Raw genomic sequence first — 21,383 nt, forward strand, 5'->3', positions numbered from 1 at the left:
CGGCGAGTTCAGGTCGGCGCCCGGTCCACCTAATCTCACGGGTCGGTGAAACGGGTTGGAGGGGTGGGGCGTGAAGCCCGCCGCCAGCTCAGAGGAGCCGACGCAGGAGCCACCTCTTCAGGCGGTTGTGCGGCGGGTAGGCCAGTCGCAGGGTGTCGATTCCGGTGCCCTTGGAAAGCACTCCCCGCAACTGGCTGAACACGTCGAAGGAATAGCGGCCATGATAGGCGCCGGTCCCGCTGTCCCCCACCCCGCCGAACGGCAGTCCGGGCACCGTCAGGTGCAGGTTGCAGGCATTGTGGCCGATCGCTCCGGCGCGCACGCGTGCCTCAAAGTCCTGCCGCACCGTCGTCGTGTTGCTGAACAGGTATGCCGCCAGGGGACTGGGACGGGAGCTGATGAAGTCCACAGCTTCGTCCATTCCGCCTACCGTCAGAATCGGCAGGATGGGCCCGAAGATTTCCTCCTGCATCACCGGGGACTCCGGCGACACTCCGGTCAGCAGCGTGGGTTCGAGATACCGGGCATCGCGGTCGTACGATCCACCGGCGTAGATAGTGCCGCCGCTGAGCAGGCCGACCAGGCGATCGAAGTGCGCCTCGTTGATGATTCGACCGTAATCGGCGCTGCGTTGTGGATCCCTGCCGTAAAAGTCGGCGAGCGCCTTTTTCAGGTGGCGCAGCAACTGCGTTTCCAACCCCGCCTCGACGAGCACGTAATCGGGGGCCACACAGGTCTGGCCAGCGTTGAGGAACTTCCCAAACACGAGGCGCCGCGCCACCGCGCGGAGGTTCCCGTCCATCACGACGGCGGGCGACTTGCCTCCCAGCTCCAGCGTGACCGGGGTGAGCTGCTCGGCCGCGGCATGGGCGACAATCCTTCCGACGCGGGCACCCCCGGTGAAGAAGATGGAGTCGTATTTCTGGGTGAGCAGTTCGGTGCTTACCTCGGGGCCGCCTTCCACCAGGTCCACGGCGGCGGCGTCACAATAGAGCGGCAGCAGGTTGGCGATGACCGCCGACGTGGCAGGGGCAAGTTCGCTCGGCTTCAGGACAGCACAGTTCCCTGCCGCGAACGCACCGACCAGAGGGGACAGCAGTAGTTGCACCGGGTAGTTCCAGGGACCGATGATCAGCACCACGCCCAGTGGCTCGGGCTGCCGGCGGGCCGTCGCCGGCAGCAGCCCAGCTGGCACCGGCACGCGTTCGGCACTGGTCCACTCGGTCAGGTGCCGCAGGGCGTATTCGGCTTCGGCCCTGACCAGTGAGAGTTCGGACACCAGTCCTTCGAGGCGGCTCTTGCCGAGGTCGGCGTGCAGAGCGTCGGTAAGGTCCACCTCCCGCTCGGCGAACATGCGGATCAGCCCCGTGAGCTGGGCCCGCCGCCAGGTCAGCGGGCGGGTGGTCCCGGCGTCGAAGGTCCGGCGCAGCCGTGCCACAGCCGTAGCCTCCTCGGCCGCCGCTGGGAGAGTCATTTCGCGCGGCCTGTGAAGTGCTCCATGGAGCTGTACACCTTGAACACGCGCCCGGCGACCACGTCCCACACCGGCTGCGGCAGGACACCGCGCAGCGCACCGCCCAACGCCACCGACCACGGCAGTTGGAGGCGGGGACGCCCGGCCAGCAGCGCCCGCCAGGCCTTGTCGACGACGTCGGCCGGGTCCATCAGAGGCGTGAACAGCGGACCCCGGGCCCCCTCGAACATGCCCGTCCGGATGTAGCTGGGGATCAGCGTGGTGACCTTGATGTGGCGGTGACCGGCCTCGCGCAGTTCAAGGCGCAGCGAGTCACTCCACCCAATGACTGCCCACTTCGAAGCCGTGTAGACGCTCATCCGGGGCACCGACAGGGTGCCGGACGCCGACGCAACGTTGAGAATACGTGCCTGCTCGCGCGACGCGATGAGGTCCGGCAGGAACTCCCGGGTCAGGTGCATCAGCGCAAGGGTGTTGATCTGCATGACCAGTGCGATGTCCGCCTCCTGCTCGTGCTCCCAGAAGTACTTCCCGCGCACAATGCCGGCGTTGTTGATCAGTACCGCCGGGATCCCGACGTCGTTCCTGACGGCGGCGGCCGCCGTCGTGATCGCACTCAGCGAGGCAAGATCGACGACGTAGCTGTGCACCGAGGATCCCGCACCTCCCAGGGAATCGGCGGTCGCGTGGAGCGCGTCGGCGTCGACATCCCAGAGGACGACGGCGCCGGCCCGCTCCCTGACAGCGCGTTCGGCGTATAACCGGCCCATCCCGCTGGCGGCACCGGTGATGAGGACTGTTCGGCCTTCGACAGTGAATGACATGAGTGCAACGTAACATCCCGCGGCGGACTGTAGGATTTCCGACAGATCACCCCAACATCTTTTGGAAGGCACAGCCATGAGCAGGCTCGGTACCTCTTGGACACTCCACGGCGATGGGAAGAACGTCCTGCCCGGGCAGTTTGTTGCCCCGGATGAGCGGCTCAGCTGGCCCCGGACTGTCGGGATCGGCGCGCAGCACGTCGTCGCGATGTTTGGCGCAACGTTCCTGGTCCCCCTGATCACCGGGTTCCCGCCGGCCACCACCCTCCTGTTTTCAGGAATCGGGACCATCCTGTTCCTGATCATCACCGCCGGGAAGGTTCCCAGCTACCTTGGGTCAAGCTTCGCCTTCATCGCGCCGATCGCCGCCGCCCAGAGCCAGCATGGCGCAGCGGGCGCGCTCGGCGGGATCATCATGGCCGGTGCGGTCCTGGCGATCATCGGTGCCATCGTCCACAGGGCAGGGTCCCGGTGGATCCAGGTGGTGATGCCGCCGATCGTCACGGGTGCCATCGTCGCGCTGATCGGCCTTAACCTGGCCCCCACAGCAAAATCGAGCTTCGAGCAGGCCCCCCTGACCGCGCTCATCACCGTGGTGGTCATCCTCCTGGTGACCGTCCTGTTCAAGGGAATCCTCGGGCGGCTATCGATCCTCGTGGGCGTTGTCGCCGGCTACGTCGCAGCCATGCTGCGCGGAGAAGTCGATTTCACTGCCATCAGCGACGCCGCCTGGATTGGCCTTCCCCCCTTCCAGACCCCCGAGTTCCACCTTTCAGTGGTGGGATTGTTCGTCCCGGTAGTCCTGGTCCTCGTCGCCGAGAACATCGGTCATGTGAAGTCGGTGGCGGCAATGACCGGGCGCGACCTCGACCCCGTGACCGGCCGCGCCCTGATGGCTGACGGCCTCGCCACGATGCTCGCGGGGTCGGGCGGCGGCTCCGGAACCACCACCTATGCGGAGAACATCGGCGTCATGGCAGCGTCCCGTGTGTATTCGACGGCGGCCTACTGGGTGGCAGGAATTGTTGCCATCCTCCTGAGCCTGTTCCCGAAGTTCGGAGCACTGATCGCCACCGTCCCACCCGGTGTCCTCGGCGGCGCCGGAGTGGTGCTGTATGGCATGATCGGCATCCTCGGGGTCCGGATCTGGGTGCAGAATCAGGTCAACTTCTCCAACCCCATCAACCTGTCGACGGCCGGGGTGGCCCTGGTGGTCGGTATCGCCAACTTCACCTGGACCATCGGGGACCTCACCTTCGAGGGCATCGCCCTCGGCACAGCCGCAACCCTCGTGATTTACCACGGGATGAACGGCCTGGCCCGCTGGCGCGGCAGTGAGCATGTCACGGGGCCCGACGACGTTGACGCCTCCGACAAGGGGTCCCGCCCGTCGAAGCTGGGCTGAGCCGGATGGACATCTTCGTGGTCCACGGGTATCAGGCGTCTCCGGGTCAGCACTGGTTTCCCTGGCTGAAGTCCCGCTTCTCATCGGTCCAGAACCAGGTGACCGTGCTGGACTTACCCACACCGAACGAGCCCACCACAGCCGGCTGGACAGGCGCCCTTCATACGTCCATCGGCCGACCGTCGGCTGGGACGGTGATCGTCGCCCACAGCCTCGGCTGCATTGCGGCGCTTCGCTACCTGGCGGCGCTGGATCCGGGCTGGTCACTTGGGGGGCTGATCCTCGTCGCTGGTTTCGCCGAACCCATCGATTCGCTCCCACTCCTCGACGGCTTTACTGCCGGCAGTGAGTTTGTCGACGACCTGGTGGTCCCCCGCTGCACGGTGATCGGATCGGACAACGACCCAGTGGTAGCTCCGGCGATCACCGCCAGTCTCGCGGACAGGCTCGGTGGCAGGCTGGTCGTCGTCCCCGGGGGCGGGCATTTCGGGTCCGACGACGGCTACCGGACCTTCCCCGAGGTTGAGGCGGAACTCGTTGGACTGGCTACTACGGCTGTCCGCGACTAGCCCGGAGACGGGCGAAGAGCCTGTCCTTGACCCGGAATCCGGGCGTTCCCTAGGATGCACGCTCAGAGGTTTCCGGTAGGAACAGCGAAAGGCTCCGGACGTCGTCGTCGGTCATGGTCACACGCTAGTCCCGCGGCAAGCCGATGGGGAGCGTCGCGACCAGATTAGGCTTGGGCCATGAGCGGGACGATGCGAGGTGGAACGATGCAGTGTGTCTTCCTCAACGGGACTGTGGGGGCGGGAAAGACGTCAGTAGCCCAGGCAACCGCAGCCCTCCTGGCCGCCGACGGAGTACCCCATGCGGTCATCGATCTTGACTGGCTGCGCTACGCCTGGCCGGCCCCGGCTGGTGACCCGTTCAACCGCGACCTCGAGCTCGCCAACCTGGCGGCCATGGTAGCCAATTTCCGTGCCGCGGGACCTGAAATCCTGATCCTCGCCGGGGTGATTGAAGGGTCCGCTCAACGGCTGCAATACGAGCTGGCGCTTGGCAGCCCCCTCCTCGTGATTCGCCTCGATGCCCTGCTCGCCATAGTCCGGGACAGACTGCGACGACGTCATGTCGCCTCCGACCCCGCTTTGGGCTGGTATCTACACCGTGCCGGCGAGTTGCAGTCGATCCTGCAGGAGGCCGACTCTGACGACGCGCTCATTTCAACCGAAGGACTTGAGGTGACCCAGGTGGCCGCGGCCATCGTCGGGCTGGTCAACGAATATTCGTTTGGGGCGAACACATCCAAAAGATCACCTGCGACGAAGTAATTCACAGACTCTTACTTTAATCTTCAATGGAATTGCTTAAACTTCGGGGGACCCTATGAACAATTCTTCTATCCCCGTCGCTGGCCGCTGTCCGACCGACGACGAATCGCGACCGCTCACCTTGCGGGAGGACGGCATCCTGCACGCGTGGTGGCATCCCTCCGCTGTGGTCACGGTTGACGATGCCCGAGCCGCCCTTGATGCATCCCTCCTCAACCCAGGAACCCGCCGGATCCTGCTGAGCATGAAAGGTGTAGCTTTCACCAACGCGGCCCGGCGCGCATTCTGCGACGAAGAGGGCATCACTGCCATTGCCCTGGTCGGCGAGGATCCCGTCGACCGTGTAGTCGCGGCGTTTGCCGACAATGCGGCGCACCCGGCCCAGTTCTTCACATCCGAGCGCGACGCGATCGACTGGCTCGAAACCTTCGTCTGATGGGACGCCACCCACACCCTGTCACCTCCCTGGCTGGCAGTGCCTAAACTGGTGTGATGCTGAGGATCGGGTTACTGGGCGGGATGAGCTGGGAAAGTAGCGCCGAGTACTACCGGCTGATCAACGACGGTGTGAAGGAGCGGCTGGGTGGCTTCCATTCGGCCGACTGTGTGCTGCGATCGGTTGATTTCGCCGTGATCGAAGCACTTCAGACGGAGGGTCGCTGGGACGAAGCCGGCACACTTATGGCCCAGGGTGCCCGTGATTTGGAGGCTGCCGGGGCGGAGCTGATCGTCCTGTGTACCAACACCATGCACCGGGTCGCGCCAGCCATCGAGCAGGCAGTCCGTGTTCCGTTCATCCACCTCGTCGACGTCGTCGCTGACGCGGTCCGCGCAGCAGGCATGAGCACAGTGGGGCTGCTCGGAACAGCATTCACGATGGAGCAGGACTTTCACCGGGACCGGCTTGCAGTACACGGCGTGGAAGTCCTGACACCCGGCACCGAGGATCGGGCAGTCGCCCACCGGATCATTTACGAGGAGCTGTGTTTGGGAATCATCTCGACCCACTCGCGGCGCAGGTATCTCAGCATCATCGAGGCGCTCGGAGCCAGTGGTGCCCAGGGAGTTATTCTTGGGTGCACCGAGATAGAACTGCTGGTATCACCCGCGGACACGCCGCTGCACCTGTTTCCCACCACCGCCATCCACGCCGGGGCCGCTCTGACCGCAGCGTTGGCGGGCCGCTGATGGACCGACAGCAGGTCTGGGCGTCACCGGAGTGGCGGGAAGCTGTGCAGCAGTGGATCACCCAGGTGCTCGAAGGCTGCAACCTGACGCAGACAGGCCCGCTGGAACCGACCCGGACCCGGTTCTGGTCCACCCAACTCACCGTGACAACGAATCACGGACGGCTCTGGTTCAAGGAAAACAACCCCGGCCAGTTCACTGAGGCAGCCCTCGTGGCCCGGATGTCCGAACTGGTGCCGGACCATGTTGCCGCACCCCTGGCCTTCGAACCGGCCAAGGGCTGGCTGCTCACCCCCGACCATGGGAAGACCCTCGCCTCCCTCAAGTCGACCGACTACCAATTATGGGTCCGTGTGGTGAAGGACTTCGCTGACCTCCAACGGCAGCTCATTCCACACGGCGCCCCGCTGGCCGCCGTTGGCCTGGTCAGCATGGATCCCGGAATTGCCGGGAACTTCGCCAGCAACCAGCTGCTCCTTCACACGGGCCTGCCGCCCGAACATCCCCTGCATCTCTCAGCGCAGGCGGCCGACGGTATTTTTGCCAGTATCCCGACCCTTGAGCAGGCCGCCGCAACGCTTCTGGTAGTGGGAATCCCCCTGAGCCTTGAACACAACGACCTCCACCCAGGCAACGCCTTCATCCCGGGAACCACCACCGCCCCGCTGAGATTCTTCGACTTCGGTGACTCCTACTGGGCGCACCCCTTCAGTTCGCTGTATGTTCCGCTGACTGTGATGCAGGAACAGTGGCAGACCACAGTCGACGACCCGCGGATCCGGCAAGTCATTACCGCCTACCTCAAGTGCTGGACCGACTTTGCTCCCATGACCGAGCTGCGTCTCGTCGTCGAGCCAGCGCTGAAGCTGGCGCGGCTTCACCGTTATGGGTCCTGGCTGCGGCTCCTGGTTCACGCCGACGACGCATCGATGGCCCAGTACGGCCCGCAAGCCCTCGAATATTTGAGGACGCTGACCGATCCGGTGCTTCAGTAGGCTTTGCCCGGGCCAGAAAAGTGCTGCAGCTGCCCAGTAGTGGTTGCCCAACAGCGCGTCTGCAGGTGAGGCACTTTCCTGGTCATGGCGGGCCGGGAACCGGCCGTAGGCTTGCCCGGTGAAGAAATTTTCGCTGGCAGCCAACGGACCGATCGAGGTGGGGCCAATGGTTTCCCTGCTCTCAAACCACTTCATCCCCGGCTGTGAAATCCCCGACCCGGCTGGGCTGTCCCACTCACGGCTCCTCAGCACACCCAATGGCCAGTACGCGGTGACCGTCACCATCGGCTCATCGGGGGTGACGGTCAGCACCAGGGCACCTGCCAGCGAAATCCCCGATCTGGCGGCAACGATCCGACGCTGGCTCGATCTGGACGCCGACCTCGAGAAGGTAACCGGGGCCTTCGACCCGGACCCCCTGCTCGGACCGCTGGTCCGGCGTCGCCCAGGCCTGCGCGCCGTCGGTTATCCAGAACCGTTCGAAGCTGCCATCATGACTGTCCTCGGCCAGCAGGTTTCGGTGGCTGCCGCTGGGACGTTTGGCGGACGGCTGGCGTCCGCCTACGGCATCCCGGGCGACGCCGGACTGACCACCTTCCCCACTCCCGAGTTACTGGCTGCTGCTCCGGCGGAGGCCCTGCGCAGCGCCGTCGGCGTGACCCGAACGCGGGGAGCGACCGTGCAGCACGTTGCGCGGGCCTTCTGTGACGGGCTGACTCTTCACGGTGACCCCGTTGCGGTCCGGAAGGCCCTGCTGGCTCTTCCTGGGATCGGCCCCTGGTCCGCCGACTACCTGGCGGTCAGGGTGCTTGGCGATCGGGACGCCTTCACGCCGGGTGACCTTGTGCTGCGCCGGGCCATGAACAACCCCAGCATCAGTGAAGCCGAGACCTGGTCCCAGCGGTGGCGACCGTATCGCGCGTATGCCCTGTTCCACCTGTGGACCGAAGCTACCTACCGGCCGACCACCCTTTGAGCCAAGCAAGTGCCTGGGCCGCACAATAGTGGTTGCCCAACAGCGCGTCTGCGGGTGGGACACTTTTTTCGGAGCAGTCCGGTCGGCCGGGCCTACGTGCTTTGGGGCCACTGACCGCGGCGGCGCATAGCAGCGGCCAGCCGGTCTGCGCGGTCGGATACCAGCCCGTCCACACCACCGCCCAGTGATAGGAGCCGATCCATCGACTCGGCGTCGTTGATGGTCCAGACGTGGAGCGGCAGTCCGGCCTTCCTGCACCGCCTGACGAACCGTTCGGTCACCACCACGATGCCGGCATGGCGCACCGGCAGCTGCAGACAATCGACCTTGGCCAGTTGGGCGAGGCGCCGCGTCTGGCCGAGTGGACCTAGCAGCCACAGCGACGCCGACCACACCATCCCCGCCGACGATGCCACCGGTCGGGACAGCAGTTTCAGTACCTTCAGCCGCCGCCGATCCGAAAAAGAGGCGACCAACACCCGGTCATGCGCACCGAACCGCTCCACCAGCTCGACGAACGGCTCCACCGAAGCGTCGTCCTTGATGTCGATATTCAGTTTCATGGCTGGCCACCGGGTCAGCACCTCTTCAAGGGTGGGAATCGGCTCGACGCCCCGGATGAGGACGGCCCCCAATTCCTCCCGCGTACGATCGGCCACCGGGCCAGCAGCGTCGCAGACCCGGTCCAACAGCTCGTCGTGGAAGACCACGACAACGCCGTCACTGGTGGTGCGGATGTCGATCTCCAGATAGCCGAAGCCCAGCTCGACTGCGGCGGCGAAGGCGACCATCGAGTTTTCCAACCCGTCGAGCGAAAACCCGCGATGCGAGAGAGCGAGCTTCCGCTGCTCTCCGGCCGGTCCGACGTTTCGCAGGTAGGGCAGCATCCTTACGGGGCGGCGTTCAGGGCGGCCAGGCGCTCCTCGAGGATCTGCGCCACGCCGTCGTTCTCGAAGGCTGGGGCCTGCAGATCGGCAGCCATGATCGCTTCGGGATGCCCGGAGGCCATCGCGTATCCGGTGCCCGCCCAGGTCAACATCTGCACGTCATTGGGCATGTCTCCGAAGGCGACGACGTCGGCCTGGCTGATCCCACGGCTCGCGGCGAATTCGGCGAGGGTGACCGACTTGTTGATGCCGGGCATCGACATTTCCAGCAGGGCGATGCTGGGTGCCGAGTGGGTTGCGGTGACCAGGTGGGCGACGGCTGGTCGGACGGTGTTCAGGAAGTGATCGGGCAAGACGTCGCGTTCCCGGGCCAGGAATTTGATCACCCGCTCTCCCGCGAGGGAGTCCGCGAGCGGCATGGCGACGGCCCCGGCGAGCAGTTCCACCGAGCCGTCTTCGGCGAACCCGTGCTCGATGTGGAAGCCGTTGACTGTTTCGGCGGCGAAGGAGGCGGCCGGGTAGAGGTCGAGAATGATCTCGCGGGCTGCCAGAATGTTGCTGTGCTCCAGGAGGTGTGCGCTCAACACCCTTTCGTCGTGAAGGCTGTAGGTCACTGCACCGTTGGAGCAGATGACCGTGCCGCGGTGTTCCAGCTGTTCACGCAGCGGGTCCAGCCACCGCGGGGGCCGTCCGGTGACAAAAACAACTTCGACTCCGGCATCCAGGCAGGCCCGGAACGCTTCGACGGTCCGGGCACTGATCTTGCCGTCGTGGCCGACGATAGTTCCGTCCATGTCGCTGGCGACCAGGCGCATGCGGGTACTCTCTTTCAGCGGGCAGTTCAAACAGCAGGGTCGTCTAAGCCTACCTGCGCCGATTAGTGCTGAATCGCTCAGATCAGCGGGCTAGCGCTTCTTTTTCCCGTTTGGAAAGCACGGTCGAGCCGCCGCAGTTGGAACAGGTGATGCCATACCGGCGTCGGGTGGTGAGCAGGGGAATGAAGAACAGGGTGAAGCGGGTGGCGCGTTCCTCGACGCGTTGCGCGATCAGCTGGCCGCAGTATGGGCAGGTGTTCGAAACGCTGAACAAATGCCGGACCGCAGTCTTAAAACCAAACAGGAGGAACATCGGTCGGCTTCCAGTCTCTGGGTGACGTGATCTATTGCTCGAACGTGGGGATCAGCCGGGCGCGTCCGAGCGTATGGGAGAAAAGGTTGAATCCGAGGTAGGCGTTGCTGCCTTCCGCTGGCACCTCAAGGCTCTCCACATCCACAGCGTGCACCACCACGTGATAGTGGTGCGGTCCATGACCGGCCGGAGGTGCTGCTCCGATGAAGCCACTGAAGCCGCCGTCGTTTTTCAACTGAACTGCGCCCTCGGGCAGATCGGTGCCGCCGTCCACGCCAGCGCCGGACGGCAGGGACGTGGTGCTTACTGGAAGATTGAAGACCGCCCAGTGCCAGAACCCGCTGGCCGTTGGGGCGTCCGGGTCATAGACCGTCACGGCAAAGCTTTTTGTCCCCTCGGGGAACCCGCTCCAGGACAGCTGGGGCGACAGATCCTTCCCGTCCTCGATGCCCATAGCCCCCGAGGCGTGCCGGACGTCCAGGGGCTGGTTGTGCTCGACGTCGGTGCTGGTGAGGCTAAAGCCGGGGACTGCGGGGAGGTCTGCGTACGGATCGCGGGTCATAACTGCTCCTGTTTCACTGGGGGTTTGCTACTAGCTCGCTGCGCACCGGTGGGTTAGCACCGGCGCGTGAGACGGTTACGGCCGCCGCCTTTGCTGCGTAGGCGAGGACTGCTTCCATCTGCTCAACGGATAATTGGCGCAACTCATTCCGCCGAGGCGCGCCGACGAGGCCGCGGTCCACCAGTGACCCCAGGAGCGCCGACATGAAGGAGTCTCCTGCGCCGACCGTGTCCACCACCCGGGTAGCGGGGGCCGGAACCGAGGTTTCGCCGCGCGCGACGACGGCCCACGGCCCGAGGGAGCCACGTGTCACCACCACCATGGCTGGGCCGTGAGCAAGCCATTGGCGAGCCGTATCGAACACGTCCTGGCCCGGGTAGAGCCACTCAAGGTCCTCATCGGAGGCCTTGACGACGTCGGCGAGCGCTACGAATTTCTCGGCCTGTGCGCGGGCGAAGTCCACGTCGGTGACGATGCTCGGCCGACAATTCGGGTCGTAGGAAATGGTGGCCAGCGGGTGGGCGTGCTGGACGACGGCGAGCACCTCGGCTGCACCCGGCGCCAGCATTGTGGCTATTGAGCCGGTGTGTAGCAGGGTGGTGCCGTCGAGGATCTGGTCCTTCTGCTCACTGATGGTGGGAAGGTCCCAGACAAGCTGGAACGAATAGGCGGCTCCGCCGGCTGGGTCGAGGCGCGCGGTGGCAATACTGGTGGGGTAATGATCCTGCCCCATCGGAGTCAGCACCGAGTTGCTGCTGAGGTGCTCGTGGATCATCCGGCCATACTCGTCGTCCCCCCAGCGCCCGATGAACCGGCAGGGGTGCCCCAGCCGGGCAAGCCCCACGGCCACGTTCATCGGGCTCCCCCCCACGTGGGCGCGGGGTGAAGCGACATCGCTGATGACTTCGTCTATAAGGGTTTCCCCGATCACGGTGAGCACGCTAACAAGTTAGCATCCCCACCCGGTAGGCGACCCCGCCGGGCGCCGAACGGATCCTTAGGCCGGCAATCGTCATCGGGTGTGATCTCCGGCACAGTGGACTCCATCCCGAGCCTAGTTGCCTAAGGCTACGGTTAGACTGTCCGGGTGCGCCGACCTAAGCGGAGCCAGAAACTTACTACCTGTTGGGGAATCAATGAAGATCAGAAATGCCGCGGCCATCGCCGTCATCGCTCTTGCCACGTTGACCGCGTGCGGCGAATCCACCGAGTCCGCTGCCCCTTCGGAGGCTGCGGCTCCCACCCCCGCGAGCTCAACCGCGCCCGCACAGAACATTCAGCCTCCGGAAACGAACGACCTGATGGGCGAGGCGAGCCCCGAAGGCGCGCGGGCGTTTCTCCACCACGTCTTCGAACTGAAGTCCTACAACCAGCGCACCGGGGAGACCGAAAAGCTCCTTGCCTCCTTTGATGGCGCCGAGGCAGCGGTTACCGTGGCCGAAGACTTTGCGGCTATTTACGAGGACGGCGGTTGGGTTCTCGGCGGACAGCCGAAGGTCAAGCAGATCATCGTCACCACCCCCGCTGATGAGGTGGCCGAAGACGTCGAGGTTGACGCCTTGATCACCGTCAACCCCGATGCCTACACCTCGTTCGATGAGGCAGGCGAGGTTCAGGAAACCCGTCCGTTCGACCCCGCCGGCACCATCTATTCGGCGACGGTTGTCTACACGGACGGCGATTGGAAGACCACCTACCTCGAAGAGACCCCCGACGCAGAAATTCCGTCCGAGTAATCAGGTTCCGGTCGTCAGCGCAGGCCGTTGACGACCGGGTCGGATTTTCCGCACAGCCCTACCCTCCGGTTCGCTCGCGTTCACGCTGTGAGGCCCAGTAGGCGGCCCCCACCAGTGCGGCGTCGTCGGGCAGGATTGCCTGTTCGATCGTGAAATCCTCGAGGCCCTGATCGGCCACCCGCAGTCCGGAGCGGATGGCAGGTTCCACCAGGTCCCAGGACCTGGACATGGACCCGCCGATTACCAGGATCCCGGCATCGAAGCGCCTGATCGCCACCGCCAGGGTTTCCCCGAGGGCGCCAAACGCGGCATCCAGCACCCGCCGCGCGGTTTCATCACCGGAGCGGCTGAGGTCGGCGATGGTGTGTACATCGAGTCCTGTTGCCGGATCCACCCCGGCGGCCTCAGCATAAGCCGCGCGGATGGCCCTGCGGGACACGGTGTTTTCCAGCGGACTGCCCTGATACAGCTCGTGATGGATGCTCCCATCGGGAGAGACGGCTGGACCGGTGCTGACGGGTGTCCCATCGACAAGGAACGTTGACCCGACGCCGGTCCCCAGGGTGATGCAGATGGCACGTTCACGGTTGCGGGCGGCGCCGAGCGCATATTCGCCGATCCCGAAGGCGTCGGCGTCGTTGAGGAAGTGGATGATGCCGGGCGTGGGGGTGATGCGCTCCAGCAGGGCGGCACCGAGGTTGAAGCCATTCAGGCTGTCGAACTTCCCCACATGTTCAAACCGGCCAATCCCCTGTTCGTAGTCGAAAGGTCCGGGGATCGCCACCGACCAGGTGGCTCCCGGTGCTCCCCCGAGTGCGTCGGCGGCAACCCCGATCTCCTCGACCAGGCTCTCCGCTGTCCCCTGGGCCTGCAGGTCAACCCGCGCCAGGGACTCCCGGTCAATGCGCCACGTTCCGGATTCCACCAGCGCGGCTGTCAGGTGGGTGCCTCCAATTTCAAGCACGGCAAGGGTGGGGCCACTCATCGATGGGCGCCTTTCAGTCGGTCTGATTACGGTATCCCCGAACGCTGATCAACAGTAATTCGTTGCGGCCCGCTGCGGGACCGGGCGGGCTACGTTTGCTACGCCACCATCAGCCGATCCACCGCCAGCACCACCTGTGTCCAGGCGTCGGTTCCGGGCGTGATCATGGCGAAGTGATCGCCGGGAATCATGATCAACTCCACGTCAGCTCCAGCGGCATCCGCAGCGGTCACATAGCTTTCCGATTGGCTAAGCGGCACCGTAGAGTCCTCCTCCCCGTGCAGGGCCAGCACCGGAATGGTGAGGGGAATCGCCGTCATCGGGTCGGCGAGCCGGTACCGTTCGGGGTCCTCGTCAGGATCAACGACCAACAGGTTCCGCACCGCTCCCCCGCCCAGCCCCAGCTCATCTGCCTCGGCGAGGTTCAGGACACCCGACTGGCTGACGACGCCGGTCAACGGCACCAGCGGCGTCCCGGCCCCGGGCGCACCGGCGGGAAGCGTCGACCGCCCGGCCGCCCAGACCGCCAGATGGCCTCCGGCAGAGTGGCCGAGCGCCGTCGTCCTGCCCAGATCGAGACTGTGCTCCGCTGCCGCCGTCGCGAGGAGGTCAATCCCTGAGCTCACGTCGTCGAAGGTCTCCGGCCAGCCACCGGCGTTGCCGGCCCGCCGGTACTCGAGGTTCCAGCAGGCATAACCGCGGGACGCCAGGTCCTCGGCAAGGGGCTGGCCTAAGTCCAGTCCATAGCCGGCGCCCCAGTAGCCGCCGTGAATGATGATGACGACGCCGGGTCTGGGTTGGCCCACCGGGAGGTACAGCTCGGTGAACTGGCTCGGATCGTCCCCATAGGTGTAGCGCTGCGGTGTCACAGGGTCCTCCGGATTCTGGGTGGGGCCGGCGGGTGCACCGGGGGCGCAGCCTGCGAGTGCTGCTGCGGCAGTAGCGGCGAAAAGGGTGCCAGCTGCAGCCAGCAGCGTGCGTCGGGATAGGTTGTCCACACCGGAAGCGTAGCCGCACCCGCCCTTCCCTTGCGGTCATCCCGATGTTTGAATGAACAAACCGATCAAGGGGGAACCATGAATAGCACAGGAACCCGGCGGCTCGTCGCCGGCTCGATAGCGCTAGTCGCGACGATATTCATCCTGCCGTCGGCACTGTTCGAGGTCTTCGTCGGAACAACTGAGGGTGCCGTTGTCGCGCTTTTCGCTCTGGGATTGGCCCTTCTGGTCGGCGGCATTTGCCTGGTGCTCAGTGGCTCGCTGAGTCGATCACGAGAACTTCATTCCCCTCGCACCTACGATTCCCTCAGTTACGACGCACCCAGCCATACGACGCGGCAGGGCGGCGTCAAGGCAGGGGCTCGCGGTGGTACCGGGGTGATCCATACCCCCCAAATTTCCAGCGGTAGTTGTGCCGGGGATCTCGGTTCGCTCTAACCCATCCCTTCCGTTGGGGTGACCCTGGTGCTTGAATGGACAGACCAATCAAGGGGGAACCATGAACACCTCAGGAACCGGACGGCTCATCGCCGGCGGCACCGCTCTGGTAGCGACCATCTTCGTCCTACCCACGGCTCTGTTTGAGGTGTTCAACGGCACCGCCGACGGCGCCACGATTTCGCCGTTCACTGTGGGAGCCCTCCTCCTGCTGGGCGGGCTGTTCCTGGTGATCACCGGGCTGCGGATGCGATCCCGCGACCTGAACGCCGCACGCAGCTACGACACCCGGCAGGCGACCACCCAAGACGACGACCGGCCCATCGACAGCCACTCCATGCCGACCGCCGCCCGCCAGGGCCAGATCGGTGGCCCCCTCTAACCGAACCTCCACCAGGACTGTCAGACCCGGCCGATAGGATGGCCTGAAGCCATCATCGGAGGAGTCTTTATGAGCGCCTGGGATCAGTTGGATGACCGTCTCCGCCCCGCGGTGGAAGCGAGCACCCGCGAGTTCGAACGTGTGCGCCTGCGTCTTGAAGAGGTGACCCGGCAGATGCAGGCAGGGATCCAGGAAATTTTTGTCGGCTCCGAGTTGAGCCCCCTGTTCGTTACCGCCCGGACCAAAACCGTCCAGTCATTCCGCGACAAGGCCTCACGGATGCTCGCTGCAGCCGTTCCCGGGGACCTCCCCACCCTCGTGTTCCCTGATCCGCTGCGCAACCTGACCGACGTCGTCGGGGTCCGGGTGATCACCACCCTGCCACACGAAGTGGACGTTGCAGCCAACCTGATCAAGCGGCAACGCCAGGAATTCGACTGCCGCGGTGACCGCGAAAAAGACATCGGCACCATCGAATCCGGCACCTACGGCTACTCGAGCCGGCACCTGATCCTGAGAACAATCCAGAGCGACGCCGTGAAGGAGTACCAGCGGGCCCTTGACCCTGCAGCGAAAGCGGGCGGAAGCTACATGCTCGAGGTGCAGATCCGCACCGTGCTGGCGCACGCCTGGTCGGAAATCGAACACGACATCAGGTTCAAGGCCTCCAACCCGCGCGCCTGGAGCCCCTACTTTGATCGGCAGTTCACGGGTACCGCGGCCATGCTCGAATCGGTGGAGTCGGCGTTCGCGGAACTCCACGAACGGTATGAGACGGTCACCGGGTTCTGGGACGAGGACGGCGAAGGAAGTGCCCCGCTTACCCCCAACCGGGTGCGGGACGTCTGGCAGACCCTCCTCCCGCACGTCGACCGGAAGTCTGACGACAACTGGGGCTGGGCGGCCGAACTGCTCGCTGCCCACGGACTGACGACGACGACGGCCCTCGCCTCGCTGCTCCAGGCGGACACCATCACCTCAGTGCGCCGCGCCCTGGACCACCGGTATTCGCCGGGCCCCGACCGGCTGCTCGACGACGTTCTCCTCTGGCATTACGGTGAACGCCACATTGATCTGACCGCCGAGGCCGCGGACACCGCCGTCTCGCCGCGACGCGACAGCCTGCAGCGCCGGCATCGGCAGATGGCCACCTACCGGGCGCTCGGAACCAGCCAGTAACGCAGCAGTAACACTGCACCCGCTAGGTTGCGGCGTACCTGCGATGAGGCAGGTCCCGTGGGAGGAACGGCGCTATGTCCAAATACGCACTCTGTGTCGGCATCAATAAGTTTGAGAACCTTCCAACCAACGGCTGGCTCAACGGCTGCGTCAACGACGCCAAAGACTTTTCCGCGCTGCTCACCGGCCAGTACGGTTTCGCGAAGCGGAACGTCACGGTGCTGCTGGATTCGAAGGCCACGAAGGCCACCGTCGTCGGGAAGCTGCAGGCGATGATCAAACGGGCCAAGCCGGGTGACCACCTGGTTTTCACCTTCTCCAGCCACGGCACCCAGGTTCTCGATGCGTCAGCGGACGAACCGGATGGCGCCGACGAAGCCTTTGTCACCTTCGACATGCGGCAAAAAGGCGACCAGTGGGACCCCGCCACGCTGATTCTCGACGACGAACTGCACGACCTGCTGGGCACCCTGCCCGACGGTGCCCTGCTCGACGTCGTTCTCGACACCTGCCACAGCGGCTCCGGCCTCAGGGCACTGGACCTGCTGCCCACCCGGCGGCCGCGGTTCGTGCCGCCACCCACCCCGCTCGGTCTCGAACTGACGGAATCGGCGGATCCGCGGGCTTTCCGCGACCTGGTGCGGTCAGACACGAAAGCCAAACCCGTCCTCTTCGCGGCCTGCCGATCGGATCAAACGGCGGCCGACGCCGACTTCTCTGGCCGGTACAGCGGTGCCTTCAGCTATTTCCTGCTCAAGGCACTCAGGGACGACCCGACCAAGAGCCGCCGGGAAGTCCTGAAGCGGGTCAGCGCGGACCTGCGCGGCGGGCGGTTCACCCAACGGGCCCAGCTGGAGGCGCCGGCGGCAGCCAAAAGCCTGGCGTGGGGCACTGCGCCCTAGGCAATACACCTAGGCAATACACCGAGACACGGACCAGCTACCGTCCACGACCCTGCCGGTGGAACGTGAGCTTCTCCGCTGCGCCGCCGACCCGGGATCCGGCAGCGGCGGTAATCTCCGCGAGCATCGCCGCGTCACGGCTCTTGGCCTCCCGGATGTTCTGCTGCCGCCGGGCGTCGTAGACCGGTTTCAACGCCGCGTAACAGAGGTGGCCCCCCTCGTCGAAGCGCAGCAACCCGCCACCCCTGACCGTGACCGGCCCGGGGCCGGTCAGACCCAGGCGGCGCATCTCAGTTCGTCCGATGGTGAACTCCTGCACAAACGAGGCGCCGATCTCCGACACCACGAACCCGTCGGGACTGACCCTGATACTCGGACGCACCCGGTCCACGGTGATTGAATGCCGTTCGTCCATCGCAGTTTCCCGGAGCAGGTCGCCGTTCTCCCAGATGAACCGGACAATCTCCTCCGGGTCCGTTCCCAACGCCGACAGCCGCACGGGATACCTGAGGCTGCTCATGGCACCCGTCCCGGAGAGCTGCTCGTCAGGGTCCGTGGTCACTCCCACTTCGGCAAAGGCGTCCCGCACCACCTGCCGGTAGCGGTACCGGTCCTGAGGCACCAGCACCAGATCGGCTGACAGGATGCCCCGCAGGAGGTCGGTCCAGGTCACGTCCACCGGCGCCATGTAGCCCAGTCCGCGAATGAGCATGGCCAGCACCTGCTCGCCCACCTTCGCCCCCGATTTCGCCACCTGGTACAGACTTGATCGTCCACCGGGCTGGTCCAGCCGGACCTTCCAGAGCCGTGCCACCACGTTGAGGATCACCCGAACAATCGGTTCGCCTCGTCGATGCGGATCCGGCAGGGTCCGCCAGTCGCCGGATACCGGAGTCCGCATGGACTGGCGTGCCGGGCCGTGCGAGAAGAGCCCGTCCCCGAAACTGAACAGACCGCTCAACAGGATCTGCTCATCCAGCCCCGCCAGATCTGTTGCCCCGGATCCCAGTGGGTCCAGCAACTGCTCCACCCGGTCCGCTGACGAGAACACCGACAGCATGGCCACCAGATCGGCGATCGCCTCATGCAGGGCAAACTGGTCGAGTGACGCGAACTGATCCGACCAGCGCGTCCGGTAGCCGGCGAGGATGGCGTGTGTCACCTCATGGGCCACCAGGTCCCGGTACAACGCCAGGGGCACGGACAACCGCTCCCGGCCATCCCTGCGATGCCCAAACCTGATCACTCCCTCCTCCCGGTCGTATCCGGAGTCGGCGTAGGGCACCGTATCGTAGGCGTGGATTTTCAGTCGCCGTCCGCGGGGCCAGCCCATCCGGCGTCCCAGGGTGGACTCAAACGCCGCGAGGGTCGACGCTGCCACTGCGTACGTGTGTTGCGCGAGGAACCGCCGGTTGGCCAGCAGCTCCCCCAGATCGCGGGGCGGGCACTCGTCCATCAGCATCCACGGGTCGGCGTCCTCCCCGAGGAGCAGGTCCAGAGGTTTGCCCTCGGGACCGCGGACGACGACGTCGAATCGGGCGCTGCGTGGGCCGACGCCAATACGCTCGACGGGCACCCTGAGCATCGTCGTCATGGGACCATCCGGGCCCAGCGTGAAGGGACCTTCGGCGAGGATGGTCAGCGGGCGCAGCTCCCCGGTGTGGCTCCCTGGACCGAGCATCACGCCCACAATCGGCACCTCCTCCTCCGGCCTGCCCGTGATGCTTGGTGGCCTGCTGGGCAGCTACCTGCAATATCCACCTCCGCGGCGCGGCCGTCAAGGATCAGCCCCAGTAACACCCCGGTAACGCGCCCCGGCGGATACTGCGTCCTGTGCGGTCGCCGTCGCCGTGGCACTGCTACCGAAGCGAACCGCTCACCAAGGAGTAGCAATGAGTACCCCCACCGCCGCGACCGTCCCACGCGGCTCAGGGCTGAGTGCCGGGCAGATCGCAGCCCTCAAGCCCCATATCGTGAACCTCACCCGCGGCAGGTTCTCCACGGGCGGGGAAACCAGCACCACCGCCGCGGACGTGGACGCCATTTTCGAGCGGCATCTTCCCGCCTTCGCTCCCGCGGACTCAGCTGTACCGATCATGTTGTACGCCCACGGCGGCCTGGTGAGCGAGGGTGCCGGGTTGCGGTCAGCCCATCTGCAGAGCGAGTGGTGGAAATCGAACGGCGTGTATCCGATCTTCTTCGTCTGGGAGACCGGCTTCCTCGACGCGGTGTTCGGCTCACTGCCCGGCGCCCGCGGGGTGCTCGGTGATATGAAGGACAGGGCGATCGAGCTCTTGGCGAGGGCGGCCAACGGGGAGAAAATCTGGGGCGAGATGAAGCAGTTCGCCGAGGATGCGTCAGCGCCCGGAGGCGGGGCGCTCTATGTCGCCAAAGCACTGGCGAAGTATGTGTCAGCCCATCCCCAGACCACCGTGCACGCCGTTGGGCATAGCGCCGGTTCCATCTTCCACTCCCATTTTGTGCCAGCCGCACTCAAGGCCGGCGTTCCGGAGTTCACCACCGTGAGCCTGCTGGCTCCGGCTGTCCGCACGGACACCTTCAAGGCGATGCTTGCCCCGGAGACCGGTAAAGGCATCAAGTCCCTGGCCATGTTCACCATGACGCAGGATACGGAACTGACCGACACCTGCCCGGGTGGGTACGGCAAGTCGCTGCTCTATCTGGTCCGGGCGTCCTTCGAGAAGGAGGAATTCACGCCGATCCTCGGCCTGCAGGAGTGCGTCAACGCGGACCCGGAATTGCGGAAGTTCTTCAATACGGATGGCGCCAAGGCGAAAGCCGAGGTGGTCTGGTCGGTGACCGAGGGTGGGCCTGAGACCCGCCGGAGCACTGCAACCTCGCATGGGGGTTTTGACGACAATTCTTCGACCATGGAAAGTGTTGCCCGCCGGATCACCGGGAAGAAGCCGAAATCCTTCGGCACCCGGGCGGCGAGCGAACCCTGGGCCGTAGCGTCCATCACCCGCGAGGACCCGCCGGTGAGCACCCGCCGTGCCCTGTGCATCGGGATCAACGCTTATCCTCCCGGTAGCGAGCTTCATGGCTGTGTGGCCGACGCTCAGGCCTGGGGTAAGCACCTGGAATCGGTCGGGTTCGATGTCACCACGCTCCTTGACGCCCAGGCCACCCGGGTCAACATCCTCCAGGGGATTTTCGATCTAGTCACCCGCAGCACCACCGGGGACGTGCTGGTGGTGCAGTACGCAGGTCACGGGACCTACGTCGACGATCTCGACGGCGACGAAAAGGAGGCAGGAAACGAGGAGAGACTGCACGATGAGGCCCTCTGCCCGGTGGATTTCCAGGGCGGGAACCTGATTATCGACGACGATCTCGGGGAGATTTTCGATCTGCTGCCCGACGGCGTGAGCCTGACAGGCTTCTTCGATTCCTGCCATTCTGGCGATGGCACCCGGCTGTTACCGTCCTTCGGCGTCGCGGTCGTTGATGGAGCGCAACAGGCGGCCGATCATGGGCGGCGGGCCCGGTTCCTCGTGCCAGATGAGACCACCACCAGGAATTTCAGGCTGCGGCGCGGTTCCGCCACGAGTACGCTCCGGCGCGCCAACGCCCGGGAGCTGCTTTTCAGCGCCTGTCAGCCCGACGAGGTGGCTTACGAGACGGGTGGGCACGGCGACTTCACCGCCGCGGCCAGCCTGCTGCTGGTCCCCAGCGCCGAGAAGATCACCAACGCGGATTTCCTGGCGCAGGTGCTTGAATCATTCGCCCATCAACCACGGCAAAATCCGTACTTCTACGGCGTGACCGCCGCGGCGACCAGGACGTTCCTGGCACCGCTGACGGCACCGTTGGCCGTGCCGGCGCTTGAGGGACAGGGTCTCCGCCCTGCGCCCGGACCGGCGGGTCAGCTTGTGGCTGCCGCCCCGGGGGATGCCGCCGCACGCGCACGTGCGGCGGCATCCTTCCTACGGGCAACTGCCGATTTCATTGAGGGATGAAACCGCTGGACAG

Annotated in this window: 23 protein-coding genes; 13 read left to right on the plus strand and 10 right to left on the minus strand. The window is 65.3% G+C overall.

The features are described from left to right. Positions 1-88: 88 nt before the first annotated feature. Entirely contained in the window at positions 89-1,474 is a 1,386-nt protein-coding gene (locus ACX80G_RS05205) for an aldehyde dehydrogenase family protein (RefSeq protein WP_459306133.1), read from the minus strand. Next, the gene (locus ACX80G_RS05210; protein WP_459306134.1) at positions 1,471-2,298 is read right to left on the minus strand and encodes an SDR family NAD(P)-dependent oxidoreductase; all 828 of its coding nucleotides are present in this window, start codon (positions 2,296-2,298) and stop codon (positions 1,471-1,473) included. Before ACX80G_RS05210 ends, ACX80G_RS05205 begins: the two co-directional genes overlap by 4 nt. Before the next feature lie 76 nt (positions 2,299-2,374). Here ACX80G_RS05210 and ACX80G_RS05215 point away from each other — a divergent pair, with 76 nt between their 5' ends. The 7 genes from ACX80G_RS05215 (at position 2,375) to ACX80G_RS05245 (ending at position 8,193) form a co-directional block, all read left to right on the plus strand. Continuing rightward, positions 2,375-3,703: a uracil-xanthine permease family protein gene (locus ACX80G_RS05215; RefSeq protein WP_459306136.1), complete on the plus strand. Its 1,329-nt coding sequence runs from the start codon at positions 2,375-2,377 to the stop codon at positions 3,701-3,703. Between the two features lie 5 nt (positions 3,704-3,708). Further along, positions 3,709-4,272: an RBBP9/YdeN family alpha/beta hydrolase gene (locus ACX80G_RS05220; protein ID WP_459306138.1), complete on the plus strand. Its 564-nt coding sequence runs from the start codon at positions 3,709-3,711 to the stop codon at positions 4,270-4,272. A 177-nt stretch (positions 4,273-4,449) separates the two neighbouring features. Next, positions 4,450-5,034 carry a hypothetical protein gene (locus ACX80G_RS05225; RefSeq protein ID WP_459306139.1) on the plus strand — a complete coding sequence of 195 codons (585 nt, stop codon included), beginning with the start codon at positions 4,450-4,452 and terminating at the stop codon, positions 5,032-5,034. 55 nt (positions 5,035-5,089) lie between these two features. Further along, positions 5,090-5,470: a DUF7793 family protein gene (locus ACX80G_RS05230; protein ID WP_459306141.1), complete on the plus strand. Its 381-nt coding sequence runs from the start codon at positions 5,090-5,092 to the stop codon at positions 5,468-5,470. 56 nt (positions 5,471-5,526) lie between these two features. Further along, positions 5,527-6,222: an aspartate/glutamate racemase family protein gene (locus ACX80G_RS05235; protein WP_459306142.1), complete on the plus strand. Its 696-nt coding sequence runs from the start codon at positions 5,527-5,529 to the stop codon at positions 6,220-6,222. Then, complete coding sequence (locus ACX80G_RS05240) at positions 6,222-7,217, plus strand: hypothetical protein (RefSeq protein WP_459306144.1); 996 nt, start codon at positions 6,222-6,224, stop codon at positions 7,215-7,217. The genes ACX80G_RS05235 and ACX80G_RS05240 overlap by 1 nt, the downstream gene beginning before the upstream one ends. A gap of 118 nt (positions 7,218-7,335) precedes the next feature. Further along, positions 7,336-8,193, plus strand: coding sequence for a DNA-3-methyladenine glycosylase family protein (locus ACX80G_RS05245; protein ID WP_459306146.1), 858 nt, complete (start codon positions 7,336-7,338; stop codon positions 8,191-8,193). Positions 8,194-8,285: 92 nt separating this feature from the next. On the opposite strand, the gene ACX80G_RS05250 is transcribed toward ACX80G_RS05245, so the two are convergent. From ACX80G_RS05250 to ACX80G_RS05270, 5 genes are all read right to left on the minus strand, one after another. Beyond that, positions 8,286-9,080 (minus strand): glycerophosphodiester phosphodiesterase family protein, encoded by a 795-nt coding sequence (locus ACX80G_RS05250; protein WP_459306147.1) that lies wholly within the window; start codon positions 9,078-9,080, stop codon positions 8,286-8,288. Positions 9,081-9,082: 2 nt separating this feature from the next. Beyond that, a complete protein-coding gene (locus tag ACX80G_RS05255) occupies positions 9,083-9,895 on the minus strand; it encodes an HAD family hydrolase (RefSeq protein ID WP_459306148.1) in 813 nt (270 codons plus the stop codon). An 82-nt stretch (positions 9,896-9,977) separates the two neighbouring features. After that, complete coding sequence (locus ACX80G_RS05260) at positions 9,978-10,208, minus strand: zinc-ribbon domain-containing protein (RefSeq protein WP_459306149.1); 231 nt, start codon at positions 10,206-10,208, stop codon at positions 9,978-9,980. Positions 10,209-10,239: 31 nt separating this feature from the next. Then, positions 10,240-10,770, minus strand: a complete 531-nt coding sequence (locus ACX80G_RS05265; RefSeq protein WP_459306150.1) for a YbhB/YbcL family Raf kinase inhibitor-like protein — start codon at positions 10,768-10,770, stop codon at positions 10,240-10,242. A 13-nt stretch (positions 10,771-10,783) separates the two neighbouring features. Further along, entirely contained in the window at positions 10,784-11,710 is a 927-nt protein-coding gene (locus ACX80G_RS05270; protein ID WP_459306152.1) for a carbohydrate kinase family protein, read from the minus strand. Positions 11,711-11,906: 196 nt separating this feature from the next. On the opposite strand from ACX80G_RS05270, the gene ACX80G_RS05275 reads away from it, so the two are divergent. After that, positions 11,907-12,506: a DUF6318 family protein gene (locus ACX80G_RS05275; protein WP_459306154.1), complete on the plus strand. Its 600-nt coding sequence runs from the start codon at positions 11,907-11,909 to the stop codon at positions 12,504-12,506. Between the two features lie 58 nt (positions 12,507-12,564). On the opposite strand, the gene ACX80G_RS05280 is transcribed toward ACX80G_RS05275, so the two are convergent. Both ACX80G_RS05280 and ACX80G_RS05285 read right to left on the minus strand, forming a co-directional pair. Beyond that, entirely contained in the window at positions 12,565-13,491 is a 927-nt protein-coding gene (locus ACX80G_RS05280; RefSeq protein WP_459306155.1) for an ROK family protein, read from the minus strand. A gap of 98 nt (positions 13,492-13,589) precedes the next feature. Then, positions 13,590-14,489, minus strand: coding sequence for an alpha/beta hydrolase family protein (locus ACX80G_RS05285; protein ID WP_459306156.1), 900 nt, complete (start codon positions 14,487-14,489; stop codon positions 13,590-13,592). 78 nt (positions 14,490-14,567) lie between these two features. On the opposite strand from ACX80G_RS05285, the gene ACX80G_RS05290 reads away from it, so the two are divergent. From ACX80G_RS05290 to ACX80G_RS05305, 4 genes are all read left to right on the plus strand, one after another. After that, complete coding sequence (locus ACX80G_RS05290; protein WP_459306157.1) at positions 14,568-14,927, plus strand: hypothetical protein; 360 nt, start codon at positions 14,568-14,570, stop codon at positions 14,925-14,927. Positions 14,928-14,988: 61 nt separating this feature from the next. Next, positions 14,989-15,309, plus strand: coding sequence for a hypothetical protein (locus ACX80G_RS05295; protein ID WP_459306158.1), 321 nt, complete (start codon positions 14,989-14,991; stop codon positions 15,307-15,309). Positions 15,310-15,378: 69 nt separating this feature from the next. Continuing rightward, positions 15,379-16,488 carry a GTP pyrophosphokinase gene (locus ACX80G_RS05300; RefSeq protein WP_459306159.1) on the plus strand — a complete coding sequence of 370 codons (1,110 nt, stop codon included), beginning with the start codon at positions 15,379-15,381 and terminating at the stop codon, positions 16,486-16,488. A gap of 74 nt (positions 16,489-16,562) precedes the next feature. Next, positions 16,563-17,390: a caspase family protein gene (locus ACX80G_RS05305; RefSeq protein WP_459306160.1), complete on the plus strand. Its 828-nt coding sequence runs from the start codon at positions 16,563-16,565 to the stop codon at positions 17,388-17,390. Between the two features lie 37 nt (positions 17,391-17,427). On the opposite strand, the gene ACX80G_RS05310 is transcribed toward ACX80G_RS05305, so the two are convergent. Continuing rightward, the gene (locus tag ACX80G_RS05310; protein ID WP_459306162.1) at positions 17,428-19,089 is read right to left on the minus strand and encodes a gluzincin family metallopeptidase; all 1,662 of its coding nucleotides are present in this window, start codon (positions 19,087-19,089) and stop codon (positions 17,428-17,430) included. A 193-nt stretch (positions 19,090-19,282) separates the two neighbouring features. On the opposite strand from ACX80G_RS05310, the gene ACX80G_RS05315 reads away from it, so the two are divergent. Further along, positions 19,283-21,370: a caspase family protein gene (locus ACX80G_RS05315; RefSeq protein ID WP_459306164.1), complete on the plus strand. Its 2,088-nt coding sequence runs from the start codon at positions 19,283-19,285 to the stop codon at positions 21,368-21,370. The last annotated feature ends 13 nt before the right edge of the window (positions 21,371-21,383 follow it).

It is taken from the genome of Arthrobacter glycogeni (genome assembly GCF_054510815.1).

Coding starts and splice junctions, on each gene's coding strand:
- ACX80G_RS05205 (WP_459306133.1), bottom strand. CDS start 1,474: ATGACTCTCCCAGCGGCGGCCGAGGAGGCTACGGCTGTGGCACGGCTG.
- ACX80G_RS05210 (WP_459306134.1), bottom strand. CDS start 2,298: ATGTCATTCACTGTCGAAGGCCGAACAGTCCTCATCACCGGTGCCGCC.
- ACX80G_RS05215 (WP_459306136.1), top strand. CDS start 2,375: ATGAGCAGGCTCGGTACCTCTTGGACACTCCACGGCGATGGGAAGAAC.
- ACX80G_RS05220 (WP_459306138.1), top strand. CDS start 3,709: ATGGACATCTTCGTGGTCCACGGGTATCAGGCGTCTCCGGGTCAGCAC.
- ACX80G_RS05225 (WP_459306139.1), top strand. CDS start 4,450: ATGAGCGGGACGATGCGAGGTGGAACGATGCAGTGTGTCTTCCTCAAC.
- ACX80G_RS05230 (WP_459306141.1), top strand. CDS start 5,090: ATGAACAATTCTTCTATCCCCGTCGCTGGCCGCTGTCCGACCGACGAC.
- ACX80G_RS05235 (WP_459306142.1), top strand. CDS start 5,527: ATGCTGAGGATCGGGTTACTGGGCGGGATGAGCTGGGAAAGTAGCGCC.
- ACX80G_RS05240 (WP_459306144.1), top strand. CDS start 6,222: ATGGACCGACAGCAGGTCTGGGCGTCACCGGAGTGGCGGGAAGCTGTG.
- ACX80G_RS05250 (WP_459306147.1), bottom strand. CDS start 9,080: ATGCTGCCCTACCTGCGAAACGTCGGACCGGCCGGAGAGCAGCGGAAG.
- ACX80G_RS05255 (WP_459306148.1), bottom strand. CDS start 9,895: ATGCGCCTGGTCGCCAGCGACATGGACGGAACTATCGTCGGCCACGAC.
- ACX80G_RS05260 (WP_459306149.1), bottom strand. CDS start 10,208: ATGTTCCTCCTGTTTGGTTTTAAGACTGCGGTCCGGCATTTGTTCAGC.
- ACX80G_RS05265 (WP_459306150.1), bottom strand. CDS start 10,770: ATGACCCGCGATCCGTACGCAGACCTCCCCGCAGTCCCCGGCTTTAGC.
- ACX80G_RS05275 (WP_459306154.1), top strand. CDS start 11,907: ATGAAGATCAGAAATGCCGCGGCCATCGCCGTCATCGCTCTTGCCACG.
- ACX80G_RS05280 (WP_459306155.1), bottom strand. CDS start 13,491: ATGAGTGGCCCCACCCTTGCCGTGCTTGAAATTGGAGGCACCCACCTG.
- ACX80G_RS05290 (WP_459306157.1), top strand. CDS start 14,568: ATGAATAGCACAGGAACCCGGCGGCTCGTCGCCGGCTCGATAGCGCTA.
- ACX80G_RS05295 (WP_459306158.1), top strand. CDS start 14,989: ATGAACACCTCAGGAACCGGACGGCTCATCGCCGGCGGCACCGCTCTG.
- ACX80G_RS05300 (WP_459306159.1), top strand. CDS start 15,379: ATGAGCGCCTGGGATCAGTTGGATGACCGTCTCCGCCCCGCGGTGGAA.
- ACX80G_RS05305 (WP_459306160.1), top strand. CDS start 16,563: ATGTCCAAATACGCACTCTGTGTCGGCATCAATAAGTTTGAGAACCTT.
- ACX80G_RS05315 (WP_459306164.1), top strand. CDS start 19,283: ATGAGTACCCCCACCGCCGCGACCGTCCCACGCGGCTCAGGGCTGAGT.